A 25,935-nucleotide genomic window follows, 5' to 3' on the forward strand; every position below is an offset into this window, starting at 1 on the left:
GGCACCCACAGGGAGTGCTGGTGTGTGGGTGGCCTTCATCGCTCCTACAAGGGGTAGCAACCCCGTGGAAGTAGGCCTTGGACCTGGCGGCTTCGCGCCTTCATTGCCCCTACGAGGGGTAGCAACCCCGCCTGGCCATGGCCACCTCCCACGGCGGAACCGCCTTTATGGCCCCTGCAAGGGGTGGTAACGAGGCTCTTGTTTACCGCGGTAAACACCGCGTCCCTGCCTTCATTGCTCCTGCGAGGGGTAGCAACACCGGTCGACGTGGGGATGGCACGGGCCGCTGAGTAGCCTCCATCGCCCCTGCGAGGGGTAGCAACTGTAGCCGTCGCGGCGGTTGCCGTACTGGGCGTAGCGCCTTCATCGCCCCTGCGAGGGGTAGCAACGTGGTGACCTCGGTGAGGGCGTCCAGTTCGCGGCGGGCCTTCATCGCCTCTGCGAGGGGTAGCAACGAGTCTGAGGTGTTCTGGGAGGGGTGCGGGTAGTGCCTTCATCGCCCCTGCGAGGGGTAGCAACGGGATCCGGTACAGGGCGACCGTGGAGCACACCCACGCCTTCATCGCCCCTGCGAGCGGACAGCGCCTCGGCTTGGAGTGTTGAACAGCTCGGGCATCTTCTCGACCTCTGGTGACGATCGAAAGGGGAACACGACCTCACCCCCAGAAGGGCGTTTCCTGGGGGCAAGCCGGAGCGGGGGCTACTACTGGTCGGCTAATGGGTTCCACGAGCCTGAGCGATCAGTGCTACCCACTGGTTCAAGGGAACAGTGATGTGCCCTGCCTCGCGGTGAGCGGTGTCGCGCACGTCGGCGCCTGACTCGTGCTCCCGCACTTCCACGCACTCGTTGTTGCCGCTGCTGTACGAGGACTTGTGCCATTCGGCAGTCATGCCAGGTCACCTCTCACTTGCTTCACCAGGTCCAGAGACGCTGCGGGTGTAAGCGCCCAGGACATCTGTTCCCCGAAGATAGCGTCCAAGCGCCTGACCTCGTCCCGCTGGTCGATGATCACCCCGCCGGAGGCATGTTCGGCATAGGCCAGCGGCAGTCGATCCTCGAAGGAGATGAGTCTGAACGGCCCCGTCGCGACACCGGCTCGGTTCTGGGTTCCCGAGGGGACGATGAGCAGTCGGATCGTGCCGTCAGCTTGTAATTTCAGCAGGTGATCGAGCTGCTTCGCCTGAACTTGCGGCGATCCTATGTTGTGCCGGATCACATACTCGGTCAGGACCAAGAGCATCTGCGGACGGTTGTGCCAGAGCAACTTGGGCAGCATCGACGTCCGGATCTTCACCAGGCGTTCGATGTTGGTCGGGTGGTCTCCAGGCCGACAGTCGGTCAGGACCGAACGAGCGTAGTCGGGTATCTGGAACCTTCCGGGGACGAGCGCCGAGTGGAACATCTCGATGCTCGTCGCATACTTCTCCGCGTCAGCGATCGCCCGGAACCACTCCGGGTTGTTGTCCATGCGCCTCGCGGTCTCCCAGGAGCGTAGAACCCCTCCGTGCGCATCCAGTTCCCTGTCCAGGGTCTCGACATGACCGCGCCTGGGCTTGCGGTGGCCGGTCTCGTAGCCACCAAGGGTGCTTCGTGCCATGCCGCACCGTTGGGCCAGCTCTAGCTGTGACAATCCGGCCATATCTCGCAAATGGCTTATTTTCGCACCAAACTCGCGCCATGCGCTGGGAGGGGCTTCGGTCGCCATGTCAGCACTATGCCATAGGCGATGCTGCATCGACTCTGCGCTGATGACGCAGAATGATGCGGCATTCCCGCGTCTGACCTGATTAAGCGGCATCTCTGGCTTCTTTCCTGCCTCCCGTTCATGCTCTCTTCCAGAGACCGAACGTCATTGAACGTTTCTGAACGGGCACGACCAAGGGTGATCTGTGTGGGCAAGGTGATCGGGTTGAACACAGAGCGGTTGCATGGAAGCAATGGTGAACGGCTGCCTCGACGCCTTGCTGACCCTCGCTCGAACGCTCCTCTGACTTTGGACGCGGACCGTCCGCACCTCGGCGCCGCGATCGCCCTTCCGGGAGAGCCGAGCCAGGTCGCCGTTATGCGGCGCCGCATCCGAGCCCGCACCAACGGCGACAACCAGACAGAAGTCCTCGCGCTGCTGGCGTCGGAGCTGTTCACCAACGCCCTTCGCCACTCGCGCAGCGGCGACCCCGGGGGCACGGTAACGGTGGCGGTGTTCAAACTGCCCGGCAGGTACCAGGTTCGCGTCACCGACCAGGGCTCCCGCGGGGAGCAGGACACCTTCCCCCACCCCCGACCGCTGGATCCGCTCGCCGAAGGCGGATTCGGTCTGCACCTGGTCGCGAGCGAGGCGAGCCGCTGGGGCACGATCCGCGAAGGAGGCCGGACCACGGTGTGGTTCGAGATCGACCGCGCCCCCCGCGTCCCCGCCGCGTGAGGCCGCCATGGGGTGGCAACGTGCGGACGACCAAGGCGCTTACGACGTCGCCCGAGAACTGCAACGCCATGTCGGCCTTCGGTGGCTCGTGTTCTGGGGCCCCGGCTCACGCCGGTTCTGGGCCTTCCTGCGTGGCGGCCCCCACCCCCTGATGCTCAGCGATCCGAGCGCCCAGGGCCTCTACGAACGAATACGGCAACACCAGTGACAGCGAAGAAGAGCGAGCACCGATGGTTCTCTGCACCCACTGTGGACGCCCCCGCCGCGAAGGAGCGCCCCATCAGCGTTGCTCCTGTATTCCCGACGGAGTGTGGAGAGAGCCCGAGATGATCGTCGCCGTCGAACGTATGGACGTCGTGGCCGTGGTGCGGCTCCTGCGCTCCCACCCTCTGACCCGGAACCTGTCCCAGACGGCACTCGCCCAGTTGGCCGGTGTCAGCCAATCCTCCATCTCCGGGTGGGAGTCCGGGAACAGGACCCCGGCCCCGCGGCGCGCCGTCGAGTTCTTCGAAGGCCTGGGGACACCCGGCGTCCGTTGGGGGCTGCGATGGCTCCTGCCCGCAGGCTGCACCGACACCACGGAACCTGAGCCCGCTCAGTCGAGCCCGTCGGCGGACACGCCGCGCGTGGTCATCAACGCTCCCGGACCCATCGATGTGCAGGTGAGGAAGTCATCCTCCCCAACCGGCCAACCTCCAGCGATCGCGTTCGTCGCCGATCAGGACGGGCCGCGTCTGCTGGTCACCGAAGACACCACGTGGGGAGTGAACAGCTCCCGGAACGGGGCAACCGCCTGGTTCGCCCTGGTCGCTCCTAAACCAGGACCTCAGAGCACTCGTGACCCCCGGCCTGGTGAAGGACCTCGGACGCTCTCCGGAGGGCGACCGTCCGAGCGAAGCATGTGACGAGCCCCGTGCACCGACCGGTGCGCGGCCACGCCCCGCCGCTTCGCGGCCGGGCGCATCGAAGGAAGGACACCGTTCATGAACACCGACACGACCGGTCCGACGACTTCCGACCTGGCCGAGTTGGCGGCCGTCATGACGCGCACCCTGCCGCAGGTCGGCATGGACCGCATGACCCTGCCGCAGGTCGAGGAGACCCTGGCCTGCTCGGCGCTGACCGCGCACTTCTAGGCCTACGACACACGACACGAACAGGAGCCACCTGAGTGAGTAAGTGGGAACGGGTCACAGTGCTCTTCGCGAACGGCGCCCGCCCGGTCGCGCCAGCCGACGAGTTGTCCTTCGCCGACCTGCTTCGGGCCAACCGCATGCCCCCCTCGATGTTCCAGGCATACGAAGTCCCCGGAGACGGAAGCCTGCGTCCCGTTCCCATCACTCACACGCTGGGGCAGATCCCGGAACCGAGCACGGTGATCCTGCAATGCATGCGCAACACCGATGTGGAGATCCTGCCGCACACCCTGCACACCCGAGAGCACAGCGCCGAGCCCGTCGCCGCGATGTACGACCTGCGGTACGCCGAGAAGGACCCCGAGCACCGGGTTCACCTGGTGGACGACGAACAGCTCCGAGAGATCGTCTTCACCAAGATCGCGGACTTCCTGCGCGGGTACGGGGTCACGCTCCCGCTCGTCGCGGGAATCTCCGGCGGTGGGGACTCCAGCAGCCTCGTGCGCGGCCTGGACCGCTACGTCCGCGCCGAAGGGCTGCGCCCCGACCAGGTGCTTTGCTTCACGGTGGTCCTGGACCCGCTGTGGAGGGGAACCGCTGCCGACCGCGCCCGCGACCTGTGCGAGGGGTACGGGTTCGGCCACCGCGTGCTCCACCCCGAGGACATCGCCTCCCTCCTGGGCATGTCGGCGTCTCCCGAGGTCCTGTGGCGTGAGGTCCGCTCCACCTACGGCGCCGACGCCAGCCACTTCTTCGGCACCTGGCTGCTCAACATGGTCGGACGTGCGCTGAACCGCGAGATCGGCGGCGCCTGCCTGCTGATGGGCTACAACCGTGAGGACGTCATGGCGGAACTGCTCTTCTGCCTGATGAACGGACGTCGCCCGCTGCCCTACCCCAAACGCCGCGTCGGCCACGTGGACTGCTTCATGCCCGTCTGGGACGTGCCCAAGGTGCTGCTGGACTCCTGCTATCCGCGGGTGAGCGAAGTGAACTACAGCGAACGGATCGACAGCACCGCCCCGCGGCGGTCCTCGATCTACTACCAGGCCCATGCCCTGGACGCGATCGTCCCCCAGATGTCCCTGTCCCTGATGACGGGGGTGCGAGACCTCATGGACTCCCTGAACGGGTGGGAGACCCTGGAGGAGATCGACGGTACGCCGCTCGTTCACACCGGTCACGGAGATCCGAGCGAGAGGAAAGCGCTGGTGAGGCTGCTCAGCCGGTACTTTCCCGACTGGTCGGTCGGCGAAGCGGAGCAGCAGTAGTCTGGCGCTGTCCACGCATTCACCACGGCACGGGAAGCGGCACCAACATGGCTAAGGCGCAGGCACCCTCAGGAACGCGGGACTTCCTCGCGGACGACCTGAGGCGCAGGAGGGCGGCCATCGCCACCGTCTCCGAGGTCTTCGAACGCTACGGGTTCGACCCGTTGGAGACCCCTGCGTTCGAGCGGATCGAGGTGGTCACCGGCAAGTACGGCGAGGAGGCCTCCAAGCTCCTGTTCAAGATCTTGCGCCGGGGCGTCCACGAGGCCAGCGGACAGCCCGACCTGGCTCTGCGCTATGACCACACGGTGCCGCTGGCCCGCGTCATCGGTACCCACGGCTCCAAGCTGCCCTCCCCCTTCAAGCGCTACGCCATCGGTCCGGTGTGGCGGGCCGACCGCCCCCAGGAAGGCCGGTTCCGCGAGTTCGTCCAGTGTGACGTGGACACCGTGGGCTCCACCTCACCGCTGGCCGATGCCGAGATCGTGCGCGCCATCGCCGACGGTCTCGACGCCCTGGGAGTCGGGAGCTTCCGCTTCCTGGTCAACAGCCGTGAGGCCCTGCGCGGTCTACTGGAGGTCTACGAGGTGGCCGAGGACCGCGGTGACGGGGTCCTGGCCACCCTGGACAAGCTCGACAAGATCGGCGTCCAGGCCGTCGCGAAGGAACTCATCGACGAACGCGGCCTGGACGTGTCCGTCGCCGAGAGCCTGGCCGAGGACGTGGCCGCCGACGACCCGGAGCTCATCCGCTCCAAGCTCGCCACCACCGAACGCGGGCAACGGGGTCTGGCCGAGATCGACAGCCTGTTGGAACTGACCGCCGACCTCGGGGAGCGTGTCGTCTTCGCCCCCCGGATGGTGCGCGGCCTGGACTACTACACCGGAGCCATCTGGGAGGTTGAAGCCGACGGCTTCCCCGGCGCGGTCGCGGCCGGAGGGCGCTATGACGGCCTGGTCGCCTCCCTGGGCGGCCCCGACGCACCCGCCTGCGGTGGTTCCATCGGTATCGAGCGCATCCTGGCCATGCAGGACTCCCAGGACGCCGAACCGCGCGGCCTCGACGTCGCCCTGACCGTTCTGGGCGGGGAGGCCGAGCTGATGCGCCTGGCGGGCGAACTGCGCTCGGGCGGCCTGCGCGTGGGCATGTTCCTAGGAGCGTCGCGCAAGCTCGGCAAGCAGCTCCAGTGGGCCAACGCCCAGCACGCCCGCTTCACCGTCCTCTACGGTCCTGAGGAACAGGAGTCCGGTGAGGTGACCGTCCGCGACATGGAGTCGGGCGAGCAGACCCGCGCCCCCCTCGGCACCGCCGCCTCCTACCTCCAGGAGCTGATCGAAAGGTAAGCCCCTTGACCGCGCCCACCCCCTGCCTCGCACGGTCGCCCTCACCCGCGTTCCGGCGCGACCTGCTCCAACAGGTCGCTGTCCGGCTCGGTACCGATCTCATCGAAGAGGGGCAGGCTCCGGCTGGAACACGTCCCTCCCTGGGAATGCCGACCGGGCGGGGTACGTGGGCGCGGATCAGTTGGCACCGCCCCGGCTGGATCTTCCCGCGCGAGTTCAGCGGCCTGGAAGCCTCCACGGCCGTACGCGGAGTCCCCCGGCCCGATTTCCTCCAGGCCGTCCACTGGACGCACGGCGGCTTCGTATGCCGAGCCGAGGAGATGACGTTCGTGGACCAGCGGACCGTGTCGGTGGGTTACGTCGTGGACGAGCCTCCCCGACTTCCCGAGTCCTGGTGGACCTCCCTGAGCCTCGCTCTGGTGAACCTGGCGGCCACCGACACCGACCGTGTCTCCCTTGTCCAGGAGGACATCGACCGCTCCATCACCCAGGCGTTCGGAGGGTGCGCCGACACGACCGTGTCCGACTGGTGCATCGGTCATGGCGACCTGCACTGGGGGAACGTGACGGCCCCGGAGCTGTTCCTGCTCGACTGGGACAGCTGGGGACGAGTGCCGCGTGGGCTGGACGCGGCGAAACTCTGGGAGGCGTCCTACCGCGTTCCCGAACTGGGTGCGGAGATCATCGAACGGTTCCCCGTTCTGTCCACACGAGACGGACTCATCAGCCGCGTGTGGGTGTGCGCGAACCGCGTGCTGGGCGCGCGCAGGCGGGGCGAGAACACCGTTCAGGCAGACCACGCTCACCGGGCAGGCATGCGACTCCTGCGGGAGCTGGCGTCGTGAACCGACGGAGCGGGCGATGACCTTCGCTCCGCAGCAGTCGACCACGGCTGGGTCCCGCTCGGTGAGCCGGGTCAGGCCCCGCCCTCTTCTCGCGAGGAGCGCGGAGTCTCCACTGGCCCATACATCTGTGGCCACATGAGTGCCCGGCTCCGCCCGGACCAGTGCCGACCGCTCTGTCCCACAGGAGCAGGCAGGGCACCGGAGCTGTATGCGGGGAGTCGGCAACTCCGTGAAGCGGTGACACAGGCGGGTTTGCCGACCCGACCCGCCTGCGGCCGGGGTTTGCCGACGTGGTTTGCCGATTCTGTCGGCAAACCGCTGTGACCAGCACTGGTGCCCTTGCCGACGGGCGGTGGAACACAGTGGTACGAGGTCGGCCCATGGTGGTACGCGAGCACGGCCAGCCCGGTACACCCATGGACACGACCGCGCAGCAGCACGGTGCGACGGCCAGGCGCGGGGCGTTCTTCGAACGCCGGGCGTTCGCGGCCGTACTGGCATGGTCCGAGAGCCTGTCCAAGGTGTGCCACCTCTCACGCGGCCTGGTCCGCCTGGACCAGGCCACCGGAACGGCTCTGGACCGCGCTGGCCGGGGCCTTCTCCCGAGGTTGCCGGAGCCTGCGTCAGCCGGTCCCCGGGTACGAACGGTCGCCCCGCTGCGCCCTGAACGGGCAGCCCTGCGGGCAGCAGCGCCGTGGGGAGTAGACGCCCAGACGTGAACGCCCTCAGCAGGGTTGACCTAAGGGTTCGGACAATGGTTGACCCCACGGTTGACCGGACGCTACAGGCACCACTACAGGGACGGGTTCGACCTTTCCGCAGCCACCGGAAGCGTCAAAGCCTGACGCAGTAGGAGATGAGGTGTTGTCGGCAAACGCCGACATCTTCTCTCTTCCCTTATATAGGAGAGAAGCGTCTTCCTTCTTATACCTCCTGTCTTCCTCTGCTCCGCCTGGATCGCGCTCTCCCCTCTGTAGACCTGCGGTGCTTCCCAACGTTCCAGGCCACGGTGACCTACCTTCCGCCCGGTCTCCCCACGATCGTGATGCCACCTCCAGCCTCGCTTCCTGTCACTCTCCTGCCTGAACTCCGCTCACCTGCTCGCCTCTCCACCTGAGCTGGGAACACCCGTACATGCTGTGTGTCTGAGCCGGTGCCCGGCCGGGCCGGGAGGGCGGCGGCTGCAGGGCTGGTGTACTCGTCCCCTGTGTGCCGCCAAGGCCCTCAGTTGCGCCCTGGAGCCCTGGAAGGACCACCCCGGAGAAAGGAGTCGAACGAGGAAAGTGAGCGCCTCAGGATTGACCTGAAAGGCGCTGTGGTGTGCTCTTCCTTTCTCCTGGGGCGGGGCGCAGAACTTTCGACCTCTGTGGTGATGCGAGACGGGGGAGTTCTCTCCCCCCGGACAAAAACGCCGCTCCCCCTCAAGGTCCCGGTCGCGCGATCGTGATGCGTCACATGCTCGCCCCTGGCGGGCTTCCCCCTTATGACGCGACGTCTGTCCCCACGCCGAGGAGGACGAGGGTTTGCCGATCCGCACCATCGAGGCCAGCGCCCTGGCCCAACACACCCAGGCGGTGCTCTACCAGCACCGCCTGGCCACCAGCCACCAACTGGCCCGCATGCTCACCCCGGATGCCGCCTCACGCCGGTACATGCTCCACGTCCTGCACCAACTGCGCACCCAAGGCCTGGCCGACCGCGTGGTGCCCCCGGGCCGCCGACCACACCGCTGGTACCTCACCCCCGCAGGAGCACACGCGGTACACGACACCGACCAGGTACCGGTACGCCCCTACCGAATGAGCCACCAGCGCGCTGCGGGCCCACTCGCCGAGCACACGCTGGCGGTGGTCGAGACGGGCCTGGCCTTCCTCGAACACGCCCGCCTCCTGGGCGACGGCTTCGAACCCCTGCACTGGATCCCGGAGGTGGCCCACCGCTACACCAAGGCCAACGGCAGATTCGCCGACACCCACGTGATCAGCGACGCCCTACTGCACTACATCGTCGTCGAACCCAGCGGGAACCGCACACAGATCCAGTTCCTGGTGGAGGTGGACCGCGCCACCATGCCCGTACACCGGCTGGCGAACAAGCTCGTGGCCTACGCCCGCTACTTCGACCACCACCCCCTGCCTAAACGCAGGAGCGCGGCGGACGGGCCGGCGCGCCCGGCGTGGCGCAAGCGCTACCCGCGCTTTCCCCGGGTGCTGGTGGTCCTGGACGGGGCTAACGAACGTCGTCTGGCCAACCGCCGGACCGATCTGGCGGTCTACGTCCGGGCCTCGCAGTACCTGATGGTGCCTCGGCCGAGGTTCGCGATCGGCTGCGCGACGATGACCGACCTGGTGGAGCAGGGGCCGCGGGCCCGGATCTGGCTCAACCTGCTCGACCCGTCATGGGACCAGGAGCAGTACGCGGACTTCGCGCTGGGTCTCGGGTCACCCAGGCGCTGAAGCCACCCTGTCCCAGCATGTCCGCGACCGGGGAGGAGAGAGCGGCGGAGACAGACGACAGGAGCATGGAACGGCTGATGACGCTCAAGGAGGTGGCGCGCTACTTGGGCAAGTCCGAGCGCTGGGCGCGGATGGAGGGCCGTGATCTGGGGCTGCCCCTGGTGGTGATCGGCAGGTCGCTGCGCTGCGACCCGGCCGAGCTGAGGAAGTGGGTGCACCGGCAGAGGTAGGGCCTGTCGATGGGGGAGGTCCCCGGCACGCCGTCGGGGACCTCCGGTCGTTGTCGGCGCTACTGGAACAGGGCCTTGCTGACCACCCTGCTCATGCTGGTCAGGGATTCGGGCAACAGGTGCTTGTAGGTCTTGTGGGTGACCTGCATGTCCTTGTGGCCCATGTAGTCGGCCACGTCCGACAGCGGGATGCCATTGCGCACGGCCGTGGAGGCGAAGAAGTGCCGCAGGCTCTTGGTGTCGACCTCGGGCGGGATCTGGGCGATGCGCCGTGCCGTGCTGAAGGCGGTGGCCCACGCGGCGTGCGAGACGGGGACGTCCCTCAGGTGTTCACCGCCCCGCGGGACGCGGAGTTTGAGGAACTCCCGCCGCATCCCGCGCAGGTAGTAGCCGTCCGGGGTCAGCCCGTACCGTTTCTGGTGCTCTTCCATGCAGGAGACCAGTTCGTCGCTGATCGGCGTGTCCCGGTATTCGCCTTGGAGCCGGTGCTTGAGGGGCCCGAACTCGCTGTGCTTGGTCCACTGGTGGTTGAGCCTGTAGGTGTTGCCCTCCCGCAGGCAGGAGGCGTTGGCCGCCAGGATCTCGCCCAGGCGCAGCCCGCAGCCCGCTCCCAGGTAGACCCCCAGGCTCAGGTGGGGCGGCATGGCCTCGGCCAGGGCGTGGATCTCCTGCGCGGTGGGCAGGTAGAACTCGCCCAGGGGTTCGGGTGGCAGGGGGATGCGTGTCACGGGGTTGTCGGTGATGACCTTCTCCAGTCGGGCCTCCTCGAAGACCATGTGCAGCAGGTCGCGCGTGACCTTGAGCCGTCCATAGGTGAACCCCGTGTCGACGAGGTGCTTGAACTGGTTCAGCACGTGGGGGTTGCGGGCGATGCGGTTGATGGGCAGGCGTCCCAGTTCGGGGTAGACGTGGTTCTCCAGGATGCTGCGGTAGTTGCGCTGGGTGTTTTTGCCCAGATCGATTCGGCCGCGCAGGTAGTCGCAGGTGAACCGTTCGAAGGACGGGACCGAACGGATGGTGGCGCGCTCCACGGGCGCCTCGGCGAACTTGGCCCTGTTGACCTCCTTCAGGCGGCCCTCCGCCTGTCGGCGGGTCCAGCCCTGGTCGTGTCCCTCCTCACGGGGCCTGCCGTCGATGCGGTAGCGGATGTGCCACTCGTGCTTGCAGCGCGTCTGGTCGGCGCACTCACAGCGCTTGAAGATGCTGCCCTTGCCGTGACCGAGGCTGATCGGCTTCTGGGGCAATGCTCGGCTCCCTTGTCGTCCAGGTGGGAGCTGGTGATGGCTGAACGATGGTTGCTCCCATCAAGACAGAAGCCGTATACGGCCTGACCTGTGACAACACCGGATCGTCCTGCACTACCACCAGCAGTACCTGTCCGACGCCAAGAACCCCAACGGCTACTGCGGCATCGGCGGGACCGGCGCCAGCTGCCCGATCGGTGTGGCGCCCACCGAGTGAGCGGGAGGTCCTCTCGGGACCGCGTCGGCGTGACGGGGCCGCTCGGAGGCGTGCAGCGGGCGTGAGGGCCCCGACCGCCCCGCGCGCCCGCTGTCGGCGGGGCCGGGGCGGCGGGAGCCCTTCCGCTACTTCACCGCGCCCGCCGACAGCCCGGACACGAGGTAGCGCTGCACCAGCATGAAGGCCACGACCACCGGCAGGGAGACGGTCACCGACGCGGCCAGCAGCTCGTTCCACAGGGTGTCGGTCTGGCTGGTGTAGAGCTCCAGCCCGATGGAGAGTGTGCGGGTCTCGGTGTCGGTGAGCACCGAGGCGAACAGCACCTCCCCCCAGGCGGTGATGAACGCGAACACCCCGACGGCGAGGATGCCCGGGCGGGCCACGGGGAGGATGACCCGTACCAGGGCGCCGATCCTGCCGGTGCCGTCGATCATCGCCGCCTCCTCCAGCCCCTCGGGGATGGCGCTGAAGTACCCGGCCAGCATCCAGATCGAGAACGGCAGGGCGAAGGTCAGGTAGGTGATGATCAGCCCGGTGTAGGAACCGGTGAACTCGATGCCGGTGAGGTCCTCCAGCCGCACGAAGATCAGGAAGAGCGGCAGCAGGAACAGGATGCCGGGAAACATCTGCGTCGAGAGCACCGTCATGCTGAACAGCCGCCTGCCGCGAAAGCGCAGCCGTGACAGCGGATAGGCGGCCAGCACCGCCACCACCAGCGCCAGGGCCGTCGCCGTGGTCGTGACGATCAGGCTGTTGGTGAGGTAGCGGGCCAACGGGATCGTCGTCCACATGTCCACGTACGGCTGGAGGGTGACGCGGTCCGGAAGCCAGGTGAACATCCCCCGGACGTTCTCCAGCGGCTTCACCGAGGTCACCACCAGCACGTACAGGGGCAGCACCGTGAACACGGTGAGGAAGGTCAGGACGATCCGCCGGAACCAGCGGAACCCGCGTGTCTCATGCATTGCCGCTCCCCTTGGGCAGCACCAGTCGGACGTAGACCGCCGACGCGATGACCAGTGCGACGAGCAGCAGCACGCTCATCGCGGCGCCCAGGCCGAAGTTCCAGTTGACGAAGGAGTGCTCGTAGATCAGCGGTGAGATCAGCCGCGCGCTCTCGGGCGAGGTGTCGCCGAAGAGCAGGAAGGGGATGTTGAACTCGTTGAACGTCCACAACGTCATGACGAGCAGCACGACCGCGTTCGCCGGGCGCACCATGGGCAGCGTGATGCCGGTGAACCTCCTCCAGGTCGAGGCGCCGTCGATGGCCGCGGCCTCGTACATGTCCTCGGGGATGCTCTGCAACGCCGCCAGCAGCATCAGGAACGCGAACGGCCACAGCCGCCACACCGACACGATCACCAGCACCCAGAAGGCGTTCTCGCCGATGAGCCAGAACGGGCGCTCGTCCAGCAGCCCCAGATCCTCCACGAGCACCCGGTTGACCATGCCGTCGCGCTGGTTGAACATGAACGCCCAGATGATCGCGGCGACGTAGACCGGCAGGGCGTAGGGCACGAGGAACAGCGTGCGCAGCACGCCGCGTCCCCGGAACTTCGTGTTCAACGCGACGGCGGCGGCCATCCCCAGCACCCACGACACCCCCACCACCAGCACGGTGTAGACGGTGGTGCGGAACAGGCTCTCGAACAGGGCGCTGCCCAGGGCGTTTCCGGGGTCGAGGCCGCGGACGAAGTTCTCCAGGCCGACCAGCGGCGCCGTCGTCCAGCGCCGGATGGTCAGCTGCGTCAGCGAGGTGAACGCGATGTAGATCCCCAGGGCCATGGGGACGATATGGACCAGCAGCTCCAGTACCGCCGCGGGCAGCACCATGCCGTAGGGCAGGAACCACCCCGGGCGGCGCGGACGCCGCCTGCCCGGTTCCTCCACGGGGCCGGTCCGGGGCGGGGCCTCGACGGCGCCGGGCCCCTGTTCTTCTGTAGTCGACATCTAGCGCCTCCATCAGACGGCCGCCCCGCCGCGGGGACGGGGCGGCCGAAGGGCCGCACCGCCTAGTTCGCGGCGTCCATCTGGGTCTCGGCCGCCTCCATGGCCTGGCGGACGTCGGCCTCGGTGACCTCGTCCCCGGTCGCCACCTGGGCGAAGAGCCCGCCGATCGCCTCGCCGAGCACCGTCTCCATCTGGCCCTCCTCGGGGATCAGCGGCATCGGCGCGGAGTGCTCGGTCAGGATCGTGCGGAAGGTCTCCATGGACTCGCTCCGCAGCTCCTCGCTGTCGTAGGCCTCGGTGGCCACCGGCAGCGTCTGGAACTCCTGGGACAGGTACACCTGCTCCTCCGGGCTGGTCAGGTGCTCGACCAGCCGCAGAGCGCCCTCCTTGTCGTCGGTGTCGTTGAAGACGCTGATGTTGATCCCGGCCGCGTGGCTCTGGATGGGCTCGCCCGGCAGCGGGTCGAGCATCGGCACCTGGGCGACCTCGTAGTCCTCGAAACCGCGGGCGGCCATGCTGGTGCGGGCGCTGCCCTGCACGATGATCATGGCCGCGCGCCCGTCGACGAAGTCGCTGATGCCCTGGGTGCCGTCGCTGAACTCGGCGCTGCTGGGGTCGACGACCTCCTCCACGGCCATCAGGTCCACCCACTGCTTGACCGCGGCGACCTGCTCGTCGGAGGAGAAGGAGGGCCCGTCATCGCCCCACAGCTGTCCGCCCTGCTGCTGGCCGAGGATGAAGGCCATGTGGGAGTTCTGCCGCTCGTTGCCGCCCTCCAGTACGAACCCGTACTGGTCGACGTCGCCGTCGTCGTCGGTGTCCCTGGTCAGCTCGTCCGCGGTGTCGACGAACTCGTCCCAGGTCGCGGGCGGTTCCTCGATGCCCGCCTCCTCGAACATGGTGGGGTTGTAGAACAGCGCGTAGGACAGCCCGTAGAGCGGCACCGACGTCGGCGTCTGGCCCTCGGCGCCGCCGGTGGCGAAGCTGGTGCCGACGAAGCGCCCCTCGCCGCCCACCGCCTCCAGGTCCGCGCCCTCGTAGGGCACGAAGGCGCCGGTCTCCTGGAGGCTGGCCGCCCAGGTGTTGCCGATGTTGAGCACGTCGGGGCCGTCGCCGCTGCTCACCGCGGTGAGGATGCGGTTGTACAGCTCGCTCCAGGGGATGACCTCCAGCTCGACCTCCACCCCGGTCTCCTCGGTGAAGCGGTCCAGCACGGGCTGGAGGACCTCCCGGTCCTCCTCTACGCTCGCTCCCTGGTTGCTGGCCCAGTAGGTCAGCGTCTGGTCCCCGGAATCCTCGCCGGAACCGCAGCCGGTCAGCGCGGCGGCCAGTACCAGCGCCGTCGAGGCGGACAGGAGTGCTGTGGGGGGTGTCTTCACGGCCGTCTCCGTTTCTCTGTAGGCCATGTGAGCCCGTCGTCAGCGTCGGCGGTGACGGAGCGGGCGGATCGGACGCGCCCGTCGGTCCGTGGGCGGGAGCGTCGGGAACCGTGGGCCACGACCGTCGCTCTGCGTGACCCGATGATTAGGTAAACCGGTTTACCTCGGCAGTGTAGGCGAGATCACAGGAAGGCAGGAGGGGCAGTTGTGGAACCGTTACAAGCCTTGGATCGGCTGTCCGGACGACTTCCTCGGGCGGAGCTCACCGACGAGCACGGTCGACAGCGGCGGCTCCTGCCCCTTGAGCATGTCCAGCAGGATGCGGGCCCCGACACTGCCCAGCGCGCGGTGCCTGTTGCGGACGGTCGTCAGCGGCGGTGTGACGAACGAGGCCAGGGGGATGTCGTCGAACCCGGCCACCGCTATGTCGTCGGGGACGGTCAGACCCGCCTCCCCCAGCACGGAGTAACCGCCTATGGCCATGAGGTCGCTGCCGTAGAAGACGGCGGTGGGGCGTTCGGCGGCGGGCCTGGCGAGGATGCGCTCCGTGGCCCGGGCCCCGCCCTCGATGGTGTAGCCGCCGTGCTCCTCCACGGGCCCCGGCTCCAGGCCGAGCTCGCGCACGGCCTCCTCCCAGTGGCGCCGGCGCTGGTGCGCGTGCAGCATGTGGGGGTCGCCCTGGACGTGGGCGATGCGCCGGTGCCCCGCCTCGGCGAAGCAGCGCACCAGACCGCGGATCGCCTCCCTGGAGTCGTTGGTGACGGTGGGGAAGTCGGAGGAGCCCTCGGGCGCGCCCACCACCACGGCGGGCGCGCCCAGGCGGCGCAGCATCGCGGGACGGCCGTCGTCCGTCCGCAGGTCGGTGACCAGGAAGCCGTCGACGAAGTGGTCGTTGAACAACCGCTCGTAGGTGGCGGCCTCGGTCCGCTCGTCGGGTACGAAGCGGATGACGGTGGCGTGCTCCTCGCCGGAGAGCACCGACTCGATACCGGACAGGAACGAGGGGAAGAACGCGTCGAAGTCGAGGATCTCGGGGGAGCGGCGCACGATCAGGCCGATGGTGCCCAGCGACTTGCCGTTGAGCGCGCGTGCGGCGTAACTCGGGCTCCAGCCCAGTTCGACCGCCGCCTGGCGGATGCGTTCACGGGTGCTGGCGCTGGTGCCGGTACCGGTGTTCAACGCCCGGGACACGGCGCCCTTGCTCACACCCGCCCGGCGGGCGACGTCGCTGATCGTGGGGCGCTTGCGACCCGTGTTCCCGGTTGCCATGGTGACGATGGTAGTCCGCCGGGCTTCGGGGCCCGCGCCGATAACGCCTGCTACCGCGGCCTCGGAGCGTTCCGGTACCGGGACGTGCTCCGCGGCTCGGTGCGGTCCCGCGACCGCGCCGAACGGCCCGGTCCGCCCGGCACGCGGCCTTCCTCGCACGCGGTCTCTCAGCATGCGGCCTTCCCGGCACGCGGCCCTCCGACAGGCGGCCTCCCGGGGAAGAGCACCTTCCGGAAGCCGCCGGAGGCCGTCCGTACTAGGGTGTGCCGGTATGGACTGGACCCAGCGGCTCGGCTCCGTCAAGCGGTGGACCCGTGCCGGGGTCCGCGCCCCCCACAAGCCCCTCCTGCTGCTGTACGCGCTCGCGCACCACCAGCGGAACGGCAACGCGCCCATCGTCTACAGCGAGGCCGAGGCCCGGCTCGCGCGACTCCTGCGGGAGTTCGGCCCGGCCAAACCCACCAACCCCGGCTACCCCTTCCACCACCTGGAGACCGACGGGTTCTGGCGGGTCACCACGGTGGACGGCGAGGGGTCCCCGGGCTCGGCGGTGACCCTGCTGCGGGAGAAGGAGGCGCGGGGCAGGCTGGACCCCGACCTGGACGCGGCCCTGAGCGACGACCCCGGCCTGGCCGCCCGCATCGCCCGCCGTCTGCTCGACGACAACTTCGCCCCCTCGCTGCACGAGGGCATCATCGCCCTCACCGGACTCCGCGTGGGCCAGGGGCCGGTCCCCGCGCCGGGGGAGGGCGGCGTCCGCGACCCCCGGTTCCGGGAGACCGTGCTGACCGCCTACGAGCACCGGTGCGCGTTCTGCGGCTACGAGGGGCGGCTGGACGGCGTGTCGGTCGGGCTGGAGGCCGCCCACATCCGCTGGTGGTCGTACGACGGCCCCAACGACCTGGACAACGGTCTGTGCCTGTGCCCGACGCACCACCTGCTGTTCGACCGCGGCGTCCTCGGGCTCACCGGCGAACTCACCGTCGCGGTGTCCCCGCGCTTCGAGGCCCGCTCCCCCGCGGCCGAGACGGTCGTCCTCTCCCTCGCCGGACGCGACCTCGTCCGCCCGGCTCCGGGAAGCCCCGCCGTCGAACCCGCCCATGTCGCCTGGCACTCCAAGCAGGTCTTCCGCGTCGCCGCCTGAGGGCCGCCGCCCCGACCGGCGCGTTCCGACCCCTGTGGACCCCCTGTCCGAGCGCCTCGGAACGGGCTGGAAAGTGACCCGGGTCACGCGCGTGTCAGGATTGTGTTAACACCCGCGTCACGTTCGGTCGTATTGTTCGTGCAACGCCCACCTGCGGGTTCGCCCGGCCGGGGCTTCCGCGTCCCCCGCCACGGCGCCTGGAGAACACATGATCACGTACCCCGCGCGCTTCCGACTGTCGCTCACCGGCTCCCTGTTCATCGGCTACGTGCTCCTGCTGGCACTGGCCCTGGCCGCCGTGGGCGCGCTGTGGGCCGTCCACATGGACCGGGCCACCGACCGCCACTACGCCGAGCGGGTCCTGAGCCTGGCCCGGTCCGTGGCCGTCATGCCCGAGGTCGTCGCGGGCCTGCAGTCCGCCGACCCGGCGGCCGAACTCGCACCCCTGGCCGACCGGATCGACTCCGCCACCAGCACCGAGTTCGTGGTCATCGCCTCCCCGGAGGGGATCCGCTACTCGCACCCCGACGACGAACTCATCGGCCGCACCGTGTCCACCCCGCCCGGACCCGCCGCGCAGGGGCGGGAGTGGACCGGCGTGCAGGAGGGGACGCGGGGACGCACCGTGCGCGCCAAGGTCCCGGTGTTCTCCGGCGGCGGCTCGGTCAACGGCGGCGACGCGCGCGGCGAGGTGGTCGGCTACGTCTCCCTGGGCATCCTCGCCTCCAGCGCCGCCACCGAGGCCAGGGCCGCGGTCCCCGCCATACTGGGCACGGTGGCCGTGGTGCTGGTCCTGGGCGTGGCCGGCGCGTGGGCCCTCTCCCGCCAGGTCCGCACCAAGACCCACGGACTCGAACCCGCCGACATCACCTCCCTGCTGGAGAGCCGCGAGGCCCTGCTGTACGCGGTCCGCGAGGGCGTGCTCGCCGTGGACGGCTCGGGCCGCCTCGTCCTGGCCAACCCGCCCGTCCGGGAGATGCTCGGCCTGCCCGAGGACGCCGAGGGCCGGGGCCTGGACGAACTCGGCCTGTCCGAGCGCGTCCGCGACATCGTCTCCGGCGCCGACCCCGGCGACGACCGCCTCCTCCTGGCGGGGCACCGCATCCTGGTCGCCAACCGGATGCCGGTCCACGTGCGCGGCCAGGACGCCGGGGCGGTCGTCACCTTCCGCGACCGCACCGAACTGGACCGGCTCACCGGCGAGCTCGACGGTGCGCGCACGGTCACCCGCGGCCTGCGCGCCCAGACCCACGAGTTCGCCAACCGGGTGCACACCATCGCCGGAATGCTCGAACTCGGCGCCCACGAGGAGGCCCGCGCCTACCTCGCCGACCTGTCCGCGACGCACAGCCGCACCAGCGCGGACATCTCCCGGCACGTCGGCGACTCCGCGCTGGCCGCGCTGACCATCGCCAAGTCCGCGCAGGCCTCCGAGCTGGGTGTGGACCTGCGGCTGTCCCCCCTCACCAGCGTCCCCGCGCTGGACAGGGAGGTGCGCTCCGACGCGCTGCTCGTCCTCGGCAACCTGGTCGACAACGCGCTCGACGCGGTGGCCTCGGCCCCGCACGGCTGGGTGGAGCTGATGGTGCGGCTGCACCGGGCCGAGGGCACCGACCTGCCCCACGACCTGCTGGAGATCCGGGTGACCGACTCCGGACACGGGGTGGCCGACGACGTGGCGGAGGAGATCTTCCGGCTCGGGTTCACCACCAAGGCGTCCCGGGACGGCGGCACGCGCGGGCTGGGCCTGGCGCTGGTCAAGCAGGTCTGCGAGGGAAGAGGGGGAAGCGTGGAGATGGAGGCGCCCGACGCCGACGAGGGCGCGGTGTTCACCGCCTGCCTGCCCCTGCCGGGGGCGCGGGCGCCGCAGGGGGCGGCCCGATGATCCGTGTGCTGGTCGTGGACGACGACGTGCGGGTGGCGCGCAACCACCAGGAGCTGGTGGAGTCGCTGCCCGGGTTCACCGTGGCGGGGGTCGCGCACACGGCGGCCGCCGCCCTCACCCAGATCCGGGGGCACCAGCCCGACCTGGTGCTGCTCGACCTGCACCTGCCCGACGCCTCGGGGATCTCGGTGATGCGCGCCCTGCGCGCCGCCGCCACCAGCGCCGCGCCCCAGCGGACGGACTTCCTGATGATCACCGCCGTGCGCGACATCGGCCAGGTGCGCTCGGCCATGCACGGCGGGGCGGTCCACTACCTGCTCAAGCCGTTCCCGCTCAGCGTGCTGCGCGACCAGCTGGAGCGCTACGCCGTGGCGCGCCGGAGGATGGACGCCGACGGGGAGGCCACCCAGCAGGAGGTGGACCGGCTGTTCGGGCTGCTGCGCCCGGCCGGGGGCCGATCGCTGCCCAAGGGGCTGACCCCGACCACCGTGGACCTGGTGGCGGGAGTGCTGCGGGAGGCGGAGGGGGACGTGTCGGCCTCGGAGGTGGCCGAGCGCGCCGGGGTGTCCCGGGTGACCGCGCGCCGCTACCTGGAGCACCTGTGCGCGGTCGGCCGGGCCGAGCTGCGCATGCGCTACGGCTCGACGGGCCGTCCCGAACACCTCTACCGCTGGACGGCCTGAGCCTCCTCGGGTTCGCCGCCGATGTGCCTCTTCCACGGGCCGCTCGCGACGAGCCAGTGCGGTACGAGCTTCACGGGGAAGGGGAGGTCGGTCTCGAAGACGTCGGTGCCGTCGACCTTACGGACCGGCCGGTATCCGTTGTTCTCCAGGCGGAACTCGATGATGTTCGGCGCCCACTGGCAGGGAGTGACGATCCAGTACGAGGGGATGCCGAAGGCGGCGTACTCACGGAACTTGGCATGGTGGTCGCGCAGCACACTCTCCGCCGTGGTGACCTCGACCGCGAGCAGCGGAGGGCCCGTCGGATAGTCCTCCAGTTCCCTGTCCGTGGAACGCACCGACACGTCGGGCGCCCGGAAGCACGTACGCCGCGCGTCCATGACGAACGGCACCCGGGGAAGGGTCTCGTAGCCCTCGGGCTCGTTCATGGTCAAGTGGAAGCACAACCGTGTCGCGGCGAAGGAGTGCATGGCGGTACCGGCGTAGAAGACCTCCAGCCTGCCGTCGGCCAGTTCGTACCTCCGACCGTCGTCCGGCAGGGGTTCCAGGTCCTCCACGGTCAGGGGACGGTCGGGCAGTGCCGGGAGGTCGCGCCACGGGTCGTGCATGGCAGCCAGTATTCTGACGCACGCTCGGTTACCGGCGGGTTTCGCGGAGAAAGCCTCGCAAGGGTGTCCGAAACCCGGCCCTGCACCTGGCCCCTTGCCCCCGGAAGTGTCGGTGGCCCGTGTCACACTCATCCCATGTTGGACCACCTCGGAATCCAGGTCAGCGACCCCGCGGCCAGCGCCGCCTTCTACGACGCGGTCCTCGCCCCGCTGGGCGCCCGCCGCGTCCTCGACTACGGCGAGAACGTCGGCTACGGCACGTCCGGACCCGACTTCTGGATCGGACCCGCGCCCGCGCCCGGTGAGGCCCGCGAGTCGCACTTCGCCTTCACCGCGCCCGACCGGGCCGCGGTGGACGCCTTCTTCGCCGCCGCCGTCGAGGCGGGCGCGGAGGTGCTCCACGAGCCGAAGGTCTGGCCGGAGTACCACGAGCACTACTACGGCGCGTTCGTCCGCGACCCGGACGGCAACAACGTCGAGGCCGTCTCGCGCGCGCCCGCCTGACCGGCCCGGCCAGGAACACGCCACCGCGCGGGCGGCCGCGGAGCCGGTCGTGCCGCCTGACAGAACACGCCGTCGGGACCCGGGCGACGGGAACGGCGGAGGCCTCCACGGGCCTCCGCCGTCCCAGCCGTCCCGAGGCTTCCTAGCGGGTGCCGACGGCGCGCCTGCCCGTGGCCGCCTCCGCCGCCGCGACCGCGCTGTTGAGCGACACCTCGCCCAGGAGACCGGGCGCCGCCACCGCGTCACCCGCCAGGTAGACGCCGTCGCCCCGGTCCACGGCCGGGCGGTCCCGCCACGTGTACCCCGGCAGGTCCAGCGCGCCCGTGCGCCCGCGCGCCACCTGGTCGCGCCGCCACGTCACCCGCTCCCGCCATCCCGGCAGGGACAGGTCCAGGAACCGCTCCAGCCGCTCGGCGACCCGCGCCCGGGACTCACCCGGCCGCACCGGCAGCTGCGCCTGGACCAGCTCCTCGCCCCCGGGGGCGAGCGTGCGGTCCACCAGTGAGTAGCGCTCCAGGAAGCCGCACTCGTCGGCGTCGAAGACGATGAAGGGGTCCCGGCCGCGCCGCAGCCCCAGGTCCACCATGAGGGCGTGCCCGCTCTCCCACTCCAGTGAGTCGTCGCCGAGCAGCGCGCGGGCCGAGGCCAGCGACGTCGCGACGATGGTCGGGGTACCCGGGAGCGCGTCCACCCGCTCGCCGGTTCCCACGCGCACCCCCATCTCCCGCGCCCGTCCGGCCAACCGCTCCACCAGCGAGGACCAGCCGCCGACCAGGTACTTCGGTGAGGGCCAGCCGGGGTTGGTGACCCGCAGGAACCGCTCCCAGACGAACGCGGCCGACAACCGCGACGGGTCGGAGTCGAACAGCGCCACGCCCATCATGTTCGCGGCCACGCGCGCGGGCTCCGCGCCGAGCGCCTCCCGCGCCCACGAGCCGAAGTCCCGGTCGTGCGGAGCGCGCAGCCGCCGCCGCGCGGCGGCCCGGAGCAGGGCGACCGGCGGCGCTCCCACACGCCCCCGGTCGCGCACGCGCACCCGGGGCACGGCGCGCGCGGGGAAGGGCAGGTGGGGCGGGAGCAGGTCGCGTTCGGCCAGCCAGGCGAACAGCGGGCCGTCGCCGTACAGCACGTGCGGCCCCTCGTTGGCCGTGTACGGCGGTTCGGTGGAGCGCGCCCGCCCGCCCAGGGTCCGGTGCGCCTCCAGCAGGGTGACGTTCGCGCCCCTCTCGGCGCTGGCGATGGCCGCGGTCAGTCCGGCGAGCCCACCGCCCACAACGGTGATGTCCATGCCACTAGGACGGTTCGGGCGCCCGCAGACGTGACATCTTGTCGGGATTGGCCACGAGGTACACGTGCCGAACACGGCCCTCGGCGGTGATGTCCAGGGACAGCAGCGCGACCACCCTGTCCCCGACGGAGACGACCGCCGCCGGTCCGCCGTTGACCTCGGTGACCGCCGACCGCGGCTCCTCCGTGCCGTCCAGGCCCGCGGAGACGAGGAAGCGCTCCGCGTTGCGCGGCCGCGCCAGCACGGACAGGAACCGGCCGACCCTCGCCGCGCCCTCCAGGATCCGGTGGGGCGCCCTGGTCCGGCCGCCGCTGTCGCTCACCAGCGTGACGTCGTCGGCCAGCAGGCCGGTCAACCCCTCCAGGTCACCCTCCAGGCAGGCTCCCAGGAAGCGCTCGGTGATCCGCCGCCGCACGGCCCGGTCGGCCTCGAACCGCGGGCGCCTGTCGCGTACGTGCTCGCGCGCCCGCCGGGCGAGCTGGCGGGTGGCGGCCTCCTCCCGGCTGATCACCGCGCCGATCTCGGCGTAGGGCATCTGGAAGGCCTCGCGCAGCACGAAGACGGCGCGCTCCAGCGGGCTGAGGGTCTCCAGGACCACCAGCAGCGCGAACTCCACCGAGTCCGCGAGTTCGGCGTGCTCAGCCCCGCCGGGGACGTCGCTGACCGGCTCGGGCAGCCAGTCGCCCACGTAGGACTCCCGCCGGGACCGGACGCTGCGCAGCCGGTCGATGGCCAGCCGGGAGGTGACGGTGACCAGGTAGGCGCGCGGGTCCTCCACCGCGGCCGGATCGACGGAGGACCAGCGCAGCCAGGCCTCCTGGACGGCGTCCTCCGCGTCGGAGGCGCTGCCGAGGATGCGGTAGGCGACACCGGTCAGCAGGGAGCGGTGCTCTTCGAAGACATCGGTGGTCATGACAGGCAGACGTACCAGCTCCGGCCGTACGTGACATCCCCGGGCGCGGAACGGGTCCTCCCGGCCGGCGGACGGGGCGGCGGGGCCCGCGCTAGGAGATCCGCCGGCCCACCCTCCCCGAAGGCGGGAGGAGGAGTGGCTGTAGCGTGGCGCGGTCAGAGCGCGGACGAGGAGGAGGCAGCCGCTGTGTACCGACTGCGCAGGTGGGAGCCGGGGGACACCGACCGGGTGCTGGAGGCCTTCGCTGAGCCGGAGCTGGCCTGGCAGTCGCCCGAGGTCCCCGACACCCCGGAATTGGCCGCCGCGTGGATCGACCGGCAGCGCGTCCGGGCGGAGGAGGGCACGGCCTTCGGTTTCGCGGTCGTCGAGGACGGCGGGCCGGTGCTGGGACACGTCCAGGTCAACGTGACCAGCAGGGCCCACGACACCGGCTGGGTCTCCTACTGGACCCTGGCCGAGGCGCGGGGCCGGGGTGTGGCCACGGCCGCGACGCTGCTGGTGAGCGAGTACGCCTTCGCCGAGGCGGGCCTGTTCCGGCTGGAGCTGGGGCACCGGCTGAACAACCCGGGATCGTGCGTGGTGGCGCGCCGGTCCGGGTTCCGGCCGGAGGGGATCGAACGGCGCAAGCTGCGCTACGGCGCCGAGCGCTTCGACACGGGTGCGCACGCCCGACTGGCCACCGACCCGGTGGAGGGCGTCGATCCGCGGCCCTGCGCGTCCTGAGCGCTCTGCCCGCCACAGACACAGAACGCGGGGCGCGGCGTGCGCCGTGCCCCGCGTCCACCCCCACAGAAGGTCGTGCGCAAGAGGTTCGTCGTGTCGACGGGCTTAGTCCTCGACGGAGATGCCGTTCGTGCTGGTGCCGGAGGCCACGTTGCAGTCGCCGCCCAGCTCGAAGCCGGTGAAGGCCAGCACGTTGGCGCAGATCGGCACGGTGACGTTCTGGATGTTGGCGTTGTTGTCGGCGGCGGCGGTGCCGGACATGGCGCCCAGGGCGAGGCCGGTGGCGAGGATGAGGCCGGAGACGGAGGCGAAGCGCTTCATGGTGTTGGTCCTTTTCGGTTCGTGGTGTGATCGTTGGTGCTGACGGGACCCGTGGATCCCGCTGTGACCGAGCCGGGTGCGAGGGCGGGCCGGTCCTAGTCGTTGACGGAGATGCCCTTCGTGGACTCCCAGTCGATGACGTTGCAGTCGCTGCCGCTGACGCCGGAGGCCGTGAGGATGTCCAGGCAGATCGGGATGGTCACGTTCTGCACGTCGGCGTTGTTGTCGGCGGCGGCGGTCCCGGTGAAGGCACCGAACGCGAGGCCGGTGGCGAGAACGAATCCGGAAACCTTGGCAATACGGGACATTCTTCTTACCTTTCGGAAGTTCAAAACAGGGTGGCTGCATCCGCCGGAATTAACTTAGCGTAGTCGAGGACGTGCTTGGAGTACTTTCAGGGAAGAATCCAGAGTTTCCCTGGAGTTTCTTCGGCTTCGGGGTAGGCATGCCGGACATATCGACGCTTCGTCGGGTGAAGGTTTTATCCAGCCGAAAACAGGGGCAGCGGCGATGTACGCCGAATACATCGGAACCCGGATTTGTCCGATATCAGGCGCACGAAAAAGGCCCGCACGGCTGACCGTGCGGGCCTGTTACTCGATCGAGGGACTACCAGCCCTGCTGCTGCCCGTATCCCGGGTACTGCTGCCCGTATCCGGGCTGCTGGCCGTAGCCCGGCTGCTGCCCGTACCCGGGGTACTGCTGCTGGTCGTATCCCGGGTACTGCTGCTGCCCGTATCCGGGCTGCTGGCCGTACCCCGCGTACGGGTCCTGCGGCTGCGCGCCCGTCGGCGGGTGCGGGTAGGCGTGCTGCTGGCCCGAGGGCTCCTGCTGGTGCTGCTGCTCGGCCTTGGCGGCGTCGTCCTTCTTGCTGTCGGGGTCCGGACGGAAGATGAACAGACGGGCGGGCTTGTCACCCTCGTCGCCCGGGGTGATCAGGTCCAGCCGCCACCCGGCCTCCTCGATCCCCTCCAGGATGCGCGTGAGCCCGGGGCGCAGCTTGCTGGAGGCCTCGTCGTAGGCGTTCACCTCCAGCTGGATGATGAACATCCGGCGCTTCTGCTGCGCGGCGACCTTGGCGTGCTCGACGACCGTGCTGTCCCTCACGACCTGCGTGACGCTCATGAATAACCGTACCCATCTGCTCTGCGTGGAGCTTGCCGTACTCGTCGGGCTGACACCCGGTCATCCGCGTCCACCGTGGCGGGGCTCCGCCGGGCTCCGCAACCATCATGCCCCCTGGAGGCGCATCTGGCCACAGAGAGCCGCGGGCACCCCCTCAGGAGGAGGCGGCAGCGGCGCGGACGGCCTCGGCGACGGGTGTCTCCCCGTTCACCAGGTTGAGAACCTTGCCGACCGTTCCCGGTTCGTCCAGAAGGGCCACGATCACCGAGGCCACGTCGTCACGGGTCACCGCGTCGCGCTCGACCTCCCCGCCCAGCTCCACCCTGCCGGTGCCCGGGTCGTCGGTCAGCCGGCCCGGGCGCAGGATCGTCCAGTCCAGCTCCAGGTCGCGCTCGCGCAGGTCGGCGTCGGCGGCCCGCTTGGCCTCCACGTACGCCGCCCACGTCTCGTCGGTGCCCTCCGGCACGGGTTCGTCCACGCCGATGGCCGACACCTGGACCAGGCGGCGCGTGCCCGCCAGGGAGGCCGCGTCGGCGGTCAGCACGGCGGCCTTGTGGTCGACGGTCGCCTTGCGGGCGGCGCCGCTGCCCGGGCCCGCGCCCGCGGCGAACACGACGGCGTCCGCGTTCATGAGTTTCTCCGTCAGCTCGGTGACGGTGGCCTTCTCCAGGTCGATCACGACCGGTTCGGCACCGGCGTCGACGACGTCCTGGGTGTGGTCCGGGTTACGGATGAGGGCGACGGGCTCGTCACCTCGGTCGGCCAGCTGCCTGGCCAGCCGCAGCGCGATCTTCCCGTGTCCTCCGGCGATGACGATACGCATGGGGGAGAGCGTATGCCCTCATGGTGCGGTCGGCGGGGTGGTGCGTCTGTCCGCCGTGTCACACCCGGTCGCCCGGCCCGTCCGGGCCCCGCGTGCCGGCGGCGCGGGGCCCGTGCCGCACGGACCACGGCGTGTCCGGGCCCCGCCCCCGGCGG

General features: G+C 69.9%; 28 protein-coding genes and 1 pseudogene. 15 read left to right on the forward strand and 14 right to left on the reverse strand.

Going from position 1 to position 25,935, the window contains the following annotated elements:
• Nucleotides 1–714 precede the first annotated feature (714 nt).
• A complete protein-coding gene (locus G011_RS31250) occupies nucleotides 715–891 on the reverse strand; it encodes a DUF397 domain-containing protein (RefSeq protein ID WP_081642999.1) in 177 nt (58 codons plus the stop codon).
• Nucleotides 888–1,706: a helix-turn-helix transcriptional regulator gene (locus tag G011_RS31255; RefSeq protein WP_196808529.1), complete on the reverse strand. Its 819-nt coding sequence runs from the start codon at nucleotides 1,704–1,706 to the stop codon at nucleotides 888–890. The genes G011_RS31250 and G011_RS31255 overlap by 4 nt, the downstream gene beginning before the upstream one ends.
• 120 nt (nucleotides 1,707–1,826) lie before the next feature.
• Between G011_RS31255 and G011_RS33030 the strand changes: the two genes are divergently transcribed.
• The 9 genes from G011_RS33030 (at nucleotide 1,827) to G011_RS30065 (ending at nucleotide 9,704) form a co-directional block, all read left to right on the forward strand.
• Complete coding sequence (locus G011_RS33030; protein WP_369757401.1) at nucleotides 1,827–2,423, forward strand: ATP-binding protein; 597 nt, start codon at nucleotides 1,827–1,829, stop codon at nucleotides 2,421–2,423.
• Between the two features lie 347 nt (nucleotides 2,424–2,770).
• The gene (locus G011_RS33035) at nucleotides 2,771–3,328 is read left to right on the forward strand and encodes a helix-turn-helix domain-containing protein (protein ID WP_369757417.1); all 558 of its coding nucleotides are present in this window, start codon (nucleotides 2,771–2,773) and stop codon (nucleotides 3,326–3,328) included.
• Between the two features lie 78 nt (nucleotides 3,329–3,406).
• A complete protein-coding gene (locus tag G011_RS32155; RefSeq protein WP_019610056.1) occupies nucleotides 3,407–3,559 on the forward strand; it encodes a hypothetical protein in 153 nt (50 codons plus the stop codon).
• A 254-nt stretch (nucleotides 3,560–3,813) separates the two neighbouring features.
• Entirely contained in the window at nucleotides 3,814–4,830 is a 1,017-nt protein-coding gene (locus G011_RS0120030; RefSeq protein WP_231391540.1) for a hypothetical protein, read from the forward strand.
• Nucleotides 4,831–4,877: 47 nt separating this feature from the next.
• Nucleotides 4,878–6,173, forward strand: a complete 1,296-nt coding sequence (gene hisS / locus G011_RS0120035) for a histidine--tRNA ligase (protein WP_019610058.1) — start codon at nucleotides 4,878–4,880, stop codon at nucleotides 6,171–6,173.
• Between the two features lie 5 nt (nucleotides 6,174–6,178).
• Nucleotides 6,179–7,018, forward strand: a complete 840-nt coding sequence (locus tag G011_RS0120040) for a hypothetical protein (RefSeq protein WP_231391541.1) — start codon at nucleotides 6,179–6,181, stop codon at nucleotides 7,016–7,018.
• A gap of 380 nt (nucleotides 7,019–7,398) precedes the next feature.
• The gene (locus tag G011_RS32560; protein ID WP_155979808.1) at nucleotides 7,399–7,737 is read left to right on the forward strand and encodes a hypothetical protein; all 339 of its coding nucleotides are present in this window, start codon (nucleotides 7,399–7,401) and stop codon (nucleotides 7,735–7,737) included.
• An 804-nt stretch (nucleotides 7,738–8,541) separates the two neighbouring features.
• On the forward strand, nucleotides 8,542–9,474 hold the full coding sequence (locus G011_RS30060; protein WP_019610060.1) for a replication-relaxation family protein: 933 nt from the start codon (nucleotides 8,542–8,544) through the stop codon (nucleotides 9,472–9,474).
• Nucleotides 9,475–9,491: 17 nt separating this feature from the next.
• Nucleotides 9,492–9,704 carry a hypothetical protein gene (locus G011_RS30065; protein WP_019610061.1) on the forward strand — a complete coding sequence of 71 codons (213 nt, stop codon included), beginning with the start codon at nucleotides 9,492–9,494 and terminating at the stop codon, nucleotides 9,702–9,704.
• Between the two features lie 59 nt (nucleotides 9,705–9,763).
• On the opposite strand, the gene G011_RS32900 is transcribed toward G011_RS30065, so the two are convergent.
• Nucleotides 9,764–10,948, reverse strand: coding sequence for a tyrosine-type recombinase/integrase (locus tag G011_RS32900; RefSeq protein WP_019610062.1), 1,185 nt, complete (start codon nucleotides 10,946–10,948; stop codon nucleotides 9,764–9,766).
• A gap of 115 nt (nucleotides 10,949–11,063) precedes the next feature.
• Between G011_RS32900 and G011_RS32570 the strand changes: the two are divergent.
• Nucleotides 11,064–11,165, forward strand: a pseudogene (locus tag G011_RS32570) (peptide-methionine (S)-S-oxide reductase); the annotation flags it as partial.
• 125 nt (nucleotides 11,166–11,290) lie between these two features.
• Here the strand turns inward: G011_RS32570 and G011_RS0120060 are convergent.
• The 4 genes from G011_RS0120060 to G011_RS0120075 form a co-directional block, all read right to left on the reverse strand.
• Nucleotides 11,291–12,130 carry a carbohydrate ABC transporter permease gene (locus tag G011_RS0120060; protein WP_013156060.1) on the reverse strand — a complete coding sequence of 280 codons (840 nt, stop codon included), beginning with the start codon at nucleotides 12,128–12,130 and terminating at the stop codon, nucleotides 11,291–11,293.
• The gene (locus G011_RS0120065; protein WP_013156061.1) at nucleotides 12,123–13,115 is read right to left on the reverse strand and encodes a carbohydrate ABC transporter permease; all 993 of its coding nucleotides are present in this window, start codon (nucleotides 13,113–13,115) and stop codon (nucleotides 12,123–12,125) included. The genes G011_RS0120060 and G011_RS0120065 overlap by 8 nt, the downstream gene beginning before the upstream one ends.
• Nucleotides 13,116–13,177: 62 nt before the next feature.
• On the reverse strand, nucleotides 13,178–14,494 hold the full coding sequence (locus tag G011_RS0120070) for an extracellular solute-binding protein (RefSeq protein WP_019610064.1): 1,317 nt from the start codon (nucleotides 14,492–14,494) through the stop codon (nucleotides 13,178–13,180).
• Between the two features lie 216 nt (nucleotides 14,495–14,710).
• Nucleotides 14,711–15,763 (reverse strand): LacI family DNA-binding transcriptional regulator, encoded by a 1,053-nt coding sequence (locus G011_RS0120075; protein WP_019610065.1) that lies wholly within the window; start codon nucleotides 15,761–15,763, stop codon nucleotides 14,711–14,713.
• A gap of 271 nt (nucleotides 15,764–16,034) precedes the next feature.
• Here G011_RS0120075 and G011_RS0120080 point away from each other — a divergent pair, with 271 nt between their 5' ends.
• The 3 genes from G011_RS0120080 to G011_RS0120090 all read left to right on the forward strand — a co-directional run bounded on the left by G011_RS0120080 (nucleotide 16,035) and on the right by G011_RS0120090 (nucleotide 19,475).
• On the forward strand, nucleotides 16,035–16,907 hold the full coding sequence (locus tag G011_RS0120080; RefSeq protein ID WP_019610066.1) for a phosphorothioated DNA-binding restriction endonuclease: 873 nt from the start codon (nucleotides 16,035–16,037) through the stop codon (nucleotides 16,905–16,907).
• 208 nt (nucleotides 16,908–17,115) lie between these two features.
• Nucleotides 17,116–18,792, forward strand: a complete 1,677-nt coding sequence (locus G011_RS0120085; RefSeq protein ID WP_019610067.1) for a sensor histidine kinase — start codon at nucleotides 17,116–17,118, stop codon at nucleotides 18,790–18,792.
• Nucleotides 18,789–19,475: a response regulator gene (locus G011_RS0120090; RefSeq protein ID WP_013156066.1), complete on the forward strand. Its 687-nt coding sequence runs from the start codon at nucleotides 18,789–18,791 to the stop codon at nucleotides 19,473–19,475. The genes G011_RS0120085 and G011_RS0120090 overlap by 4 nt, the downstream gene beginning before the upstream one ends.
• Here G011_RS0120090 and G011_RS0120095 read toward each other — a convergent pair.
• Nucleotides 19,457–20,083 (reverse strand): Uma2 family endonuclease, encoded by a 627-nt coding sequence (locus tag G011_RS0120095; protein WP_019610069.1) that lies wholly within the window; start codon nucleotides 20,081–20,083, stop codon nucleotides 19,457–19,459. The genes G011_RS0120090 and G011_RS0120095 overlap by 19 nt on opposite strands.
• A gap of 135 nt (nucleotides 20,084–20,218) precedes the next feature.
• Here G011_RS0120095 and G011_RS0120100 point away from each other — a divergent pair, with 135 nt between their 5' ends.
• Nucleotides 20,219–20,587 carry a VOC family protein gene (locus G011_RS0120100; protein WP_019610070.1) on the forward strand — a complete coding sequence of 123 codons (369 nt, stop codon included), beginning with the start codon at nucleotides 20,219–20,221 and terminating at the stop codon, nucleotides 20,585–20,587.
• Nucleotides 20,588–20,729: 142 nt separating this feature from the next.
• On the opposite strand, the gene G011_RS0120105 is transcribed toward G011_RS0120100, so the two are convergent.
• A complete protein-coding gene (locus tag G011_RS0120105) occupies nucleotides 20,730–21,875 on the reverse strand; it encodes an FAD-dependent oxidoreductase (protein WP_019610071.1) in 1,146 nt (381 codons plus the stop codon).
• Nucleotides 21,876–21,879: 4 nt separating this feature from the next.
• Nucleotides 21,880–22,788, reverse strand: coding sequence for an RNA polymerase sigma factor SigJ (gene sigJ, locus G011_RS0120110; RefSeq protein ID WP_013156070.1), 909 nt, complete (start codon nucleotides 22,786–22,788; stop codon nucleotides 21,880–21,882).
• A gap of 186 nt (nucleotides 22,789–22,974) precedes the next feature.
• Between sigJ and G011_RS0120115 the strand changes: the two genes are divergently transcribed.
• Nucleotides 22,975–23,511, forward strand: a complete 537-nt coding sequence (locus G011_RS0120115) for a GNAT family N-acetyltransferase (protein WP_019610072.1) — start codon at nucleotides 22,975–22,977, stop codon at nucleotides 23,509–23,511.
• Between the two features lie 105 nt (nucleotides 23,512–23,616).
• Here the strand turns inward: G011_RS0120115 and G011_RS0120120 are convergent, their stop codons facing one another.
• The 4 genes from G011_RS0120120 to G011_RS0120135 form a co-directional block, all read right to left on the reverse strand.
• Nucleotides 23,617–23,832 carry a hypothetical protein gene (locus tag G011_RS0120120; RefSeq protein ID WP_013156072.1) on the reverse strand — a complete coding sequence of 72 codons (216 nt, stop codon included), beginning with the start codon at nucleotides 23,830–23,832 and terminating at the stop codon, nucleotides 23,617–23,619.
• 95 nt (nucleotides 23,833–23,927) lie between these two features.
• A complete protein-coding gene (locus tag G011_RS0120125) occupies nucleotides 23,928–24,140 on the reverse strand; it encodes a hypothetical protein (protein WP_019610073.1) in 213 nt (70 codons plus the stop codon).
• Between the two features lie 301 nt (nucleotides 24,141–24,441).
• Nucleotides 24,442–24,957 (reverse strand): hypothetical protein, encoded by a 516-nt coding sequence (locus G011_RS0120130; protein WP_013156074.1) that lies wholly within the window; start codon nucleotides 24,955–24,957, stop codon nucleotides 24,442–24,444.
• A 154-nt stretch (nucleotides 24,958–25,111) separates the two neighbouring features.
• Nucleotides 25,112–25,780 (reverse strand): SDR family oxidoreductase, encoded by a 669-nt coding sequence (locus G011_RS0120135; protein WP_019610074.1) that lies wholly within the window; start codon nucleotides 25,778–25,780, stop codon nucleotides 25,112–25,114.
• Nucleotides 25,781–25,935 lie beyond the last annotated feature (155 nt).

Origin of the sequence: Nocardiopsis sp. CNS-639, from assembly GCF_000381685.1 — a bacterium.
In the GTDB taxonomy this organism is placed as follows: Bacteria; Actinomycetota; Actinomycetes; order Streptosporangiales; family Streptosporangiaceae; genus Nocardiopsis; species Nocardiopsis dassonvillei.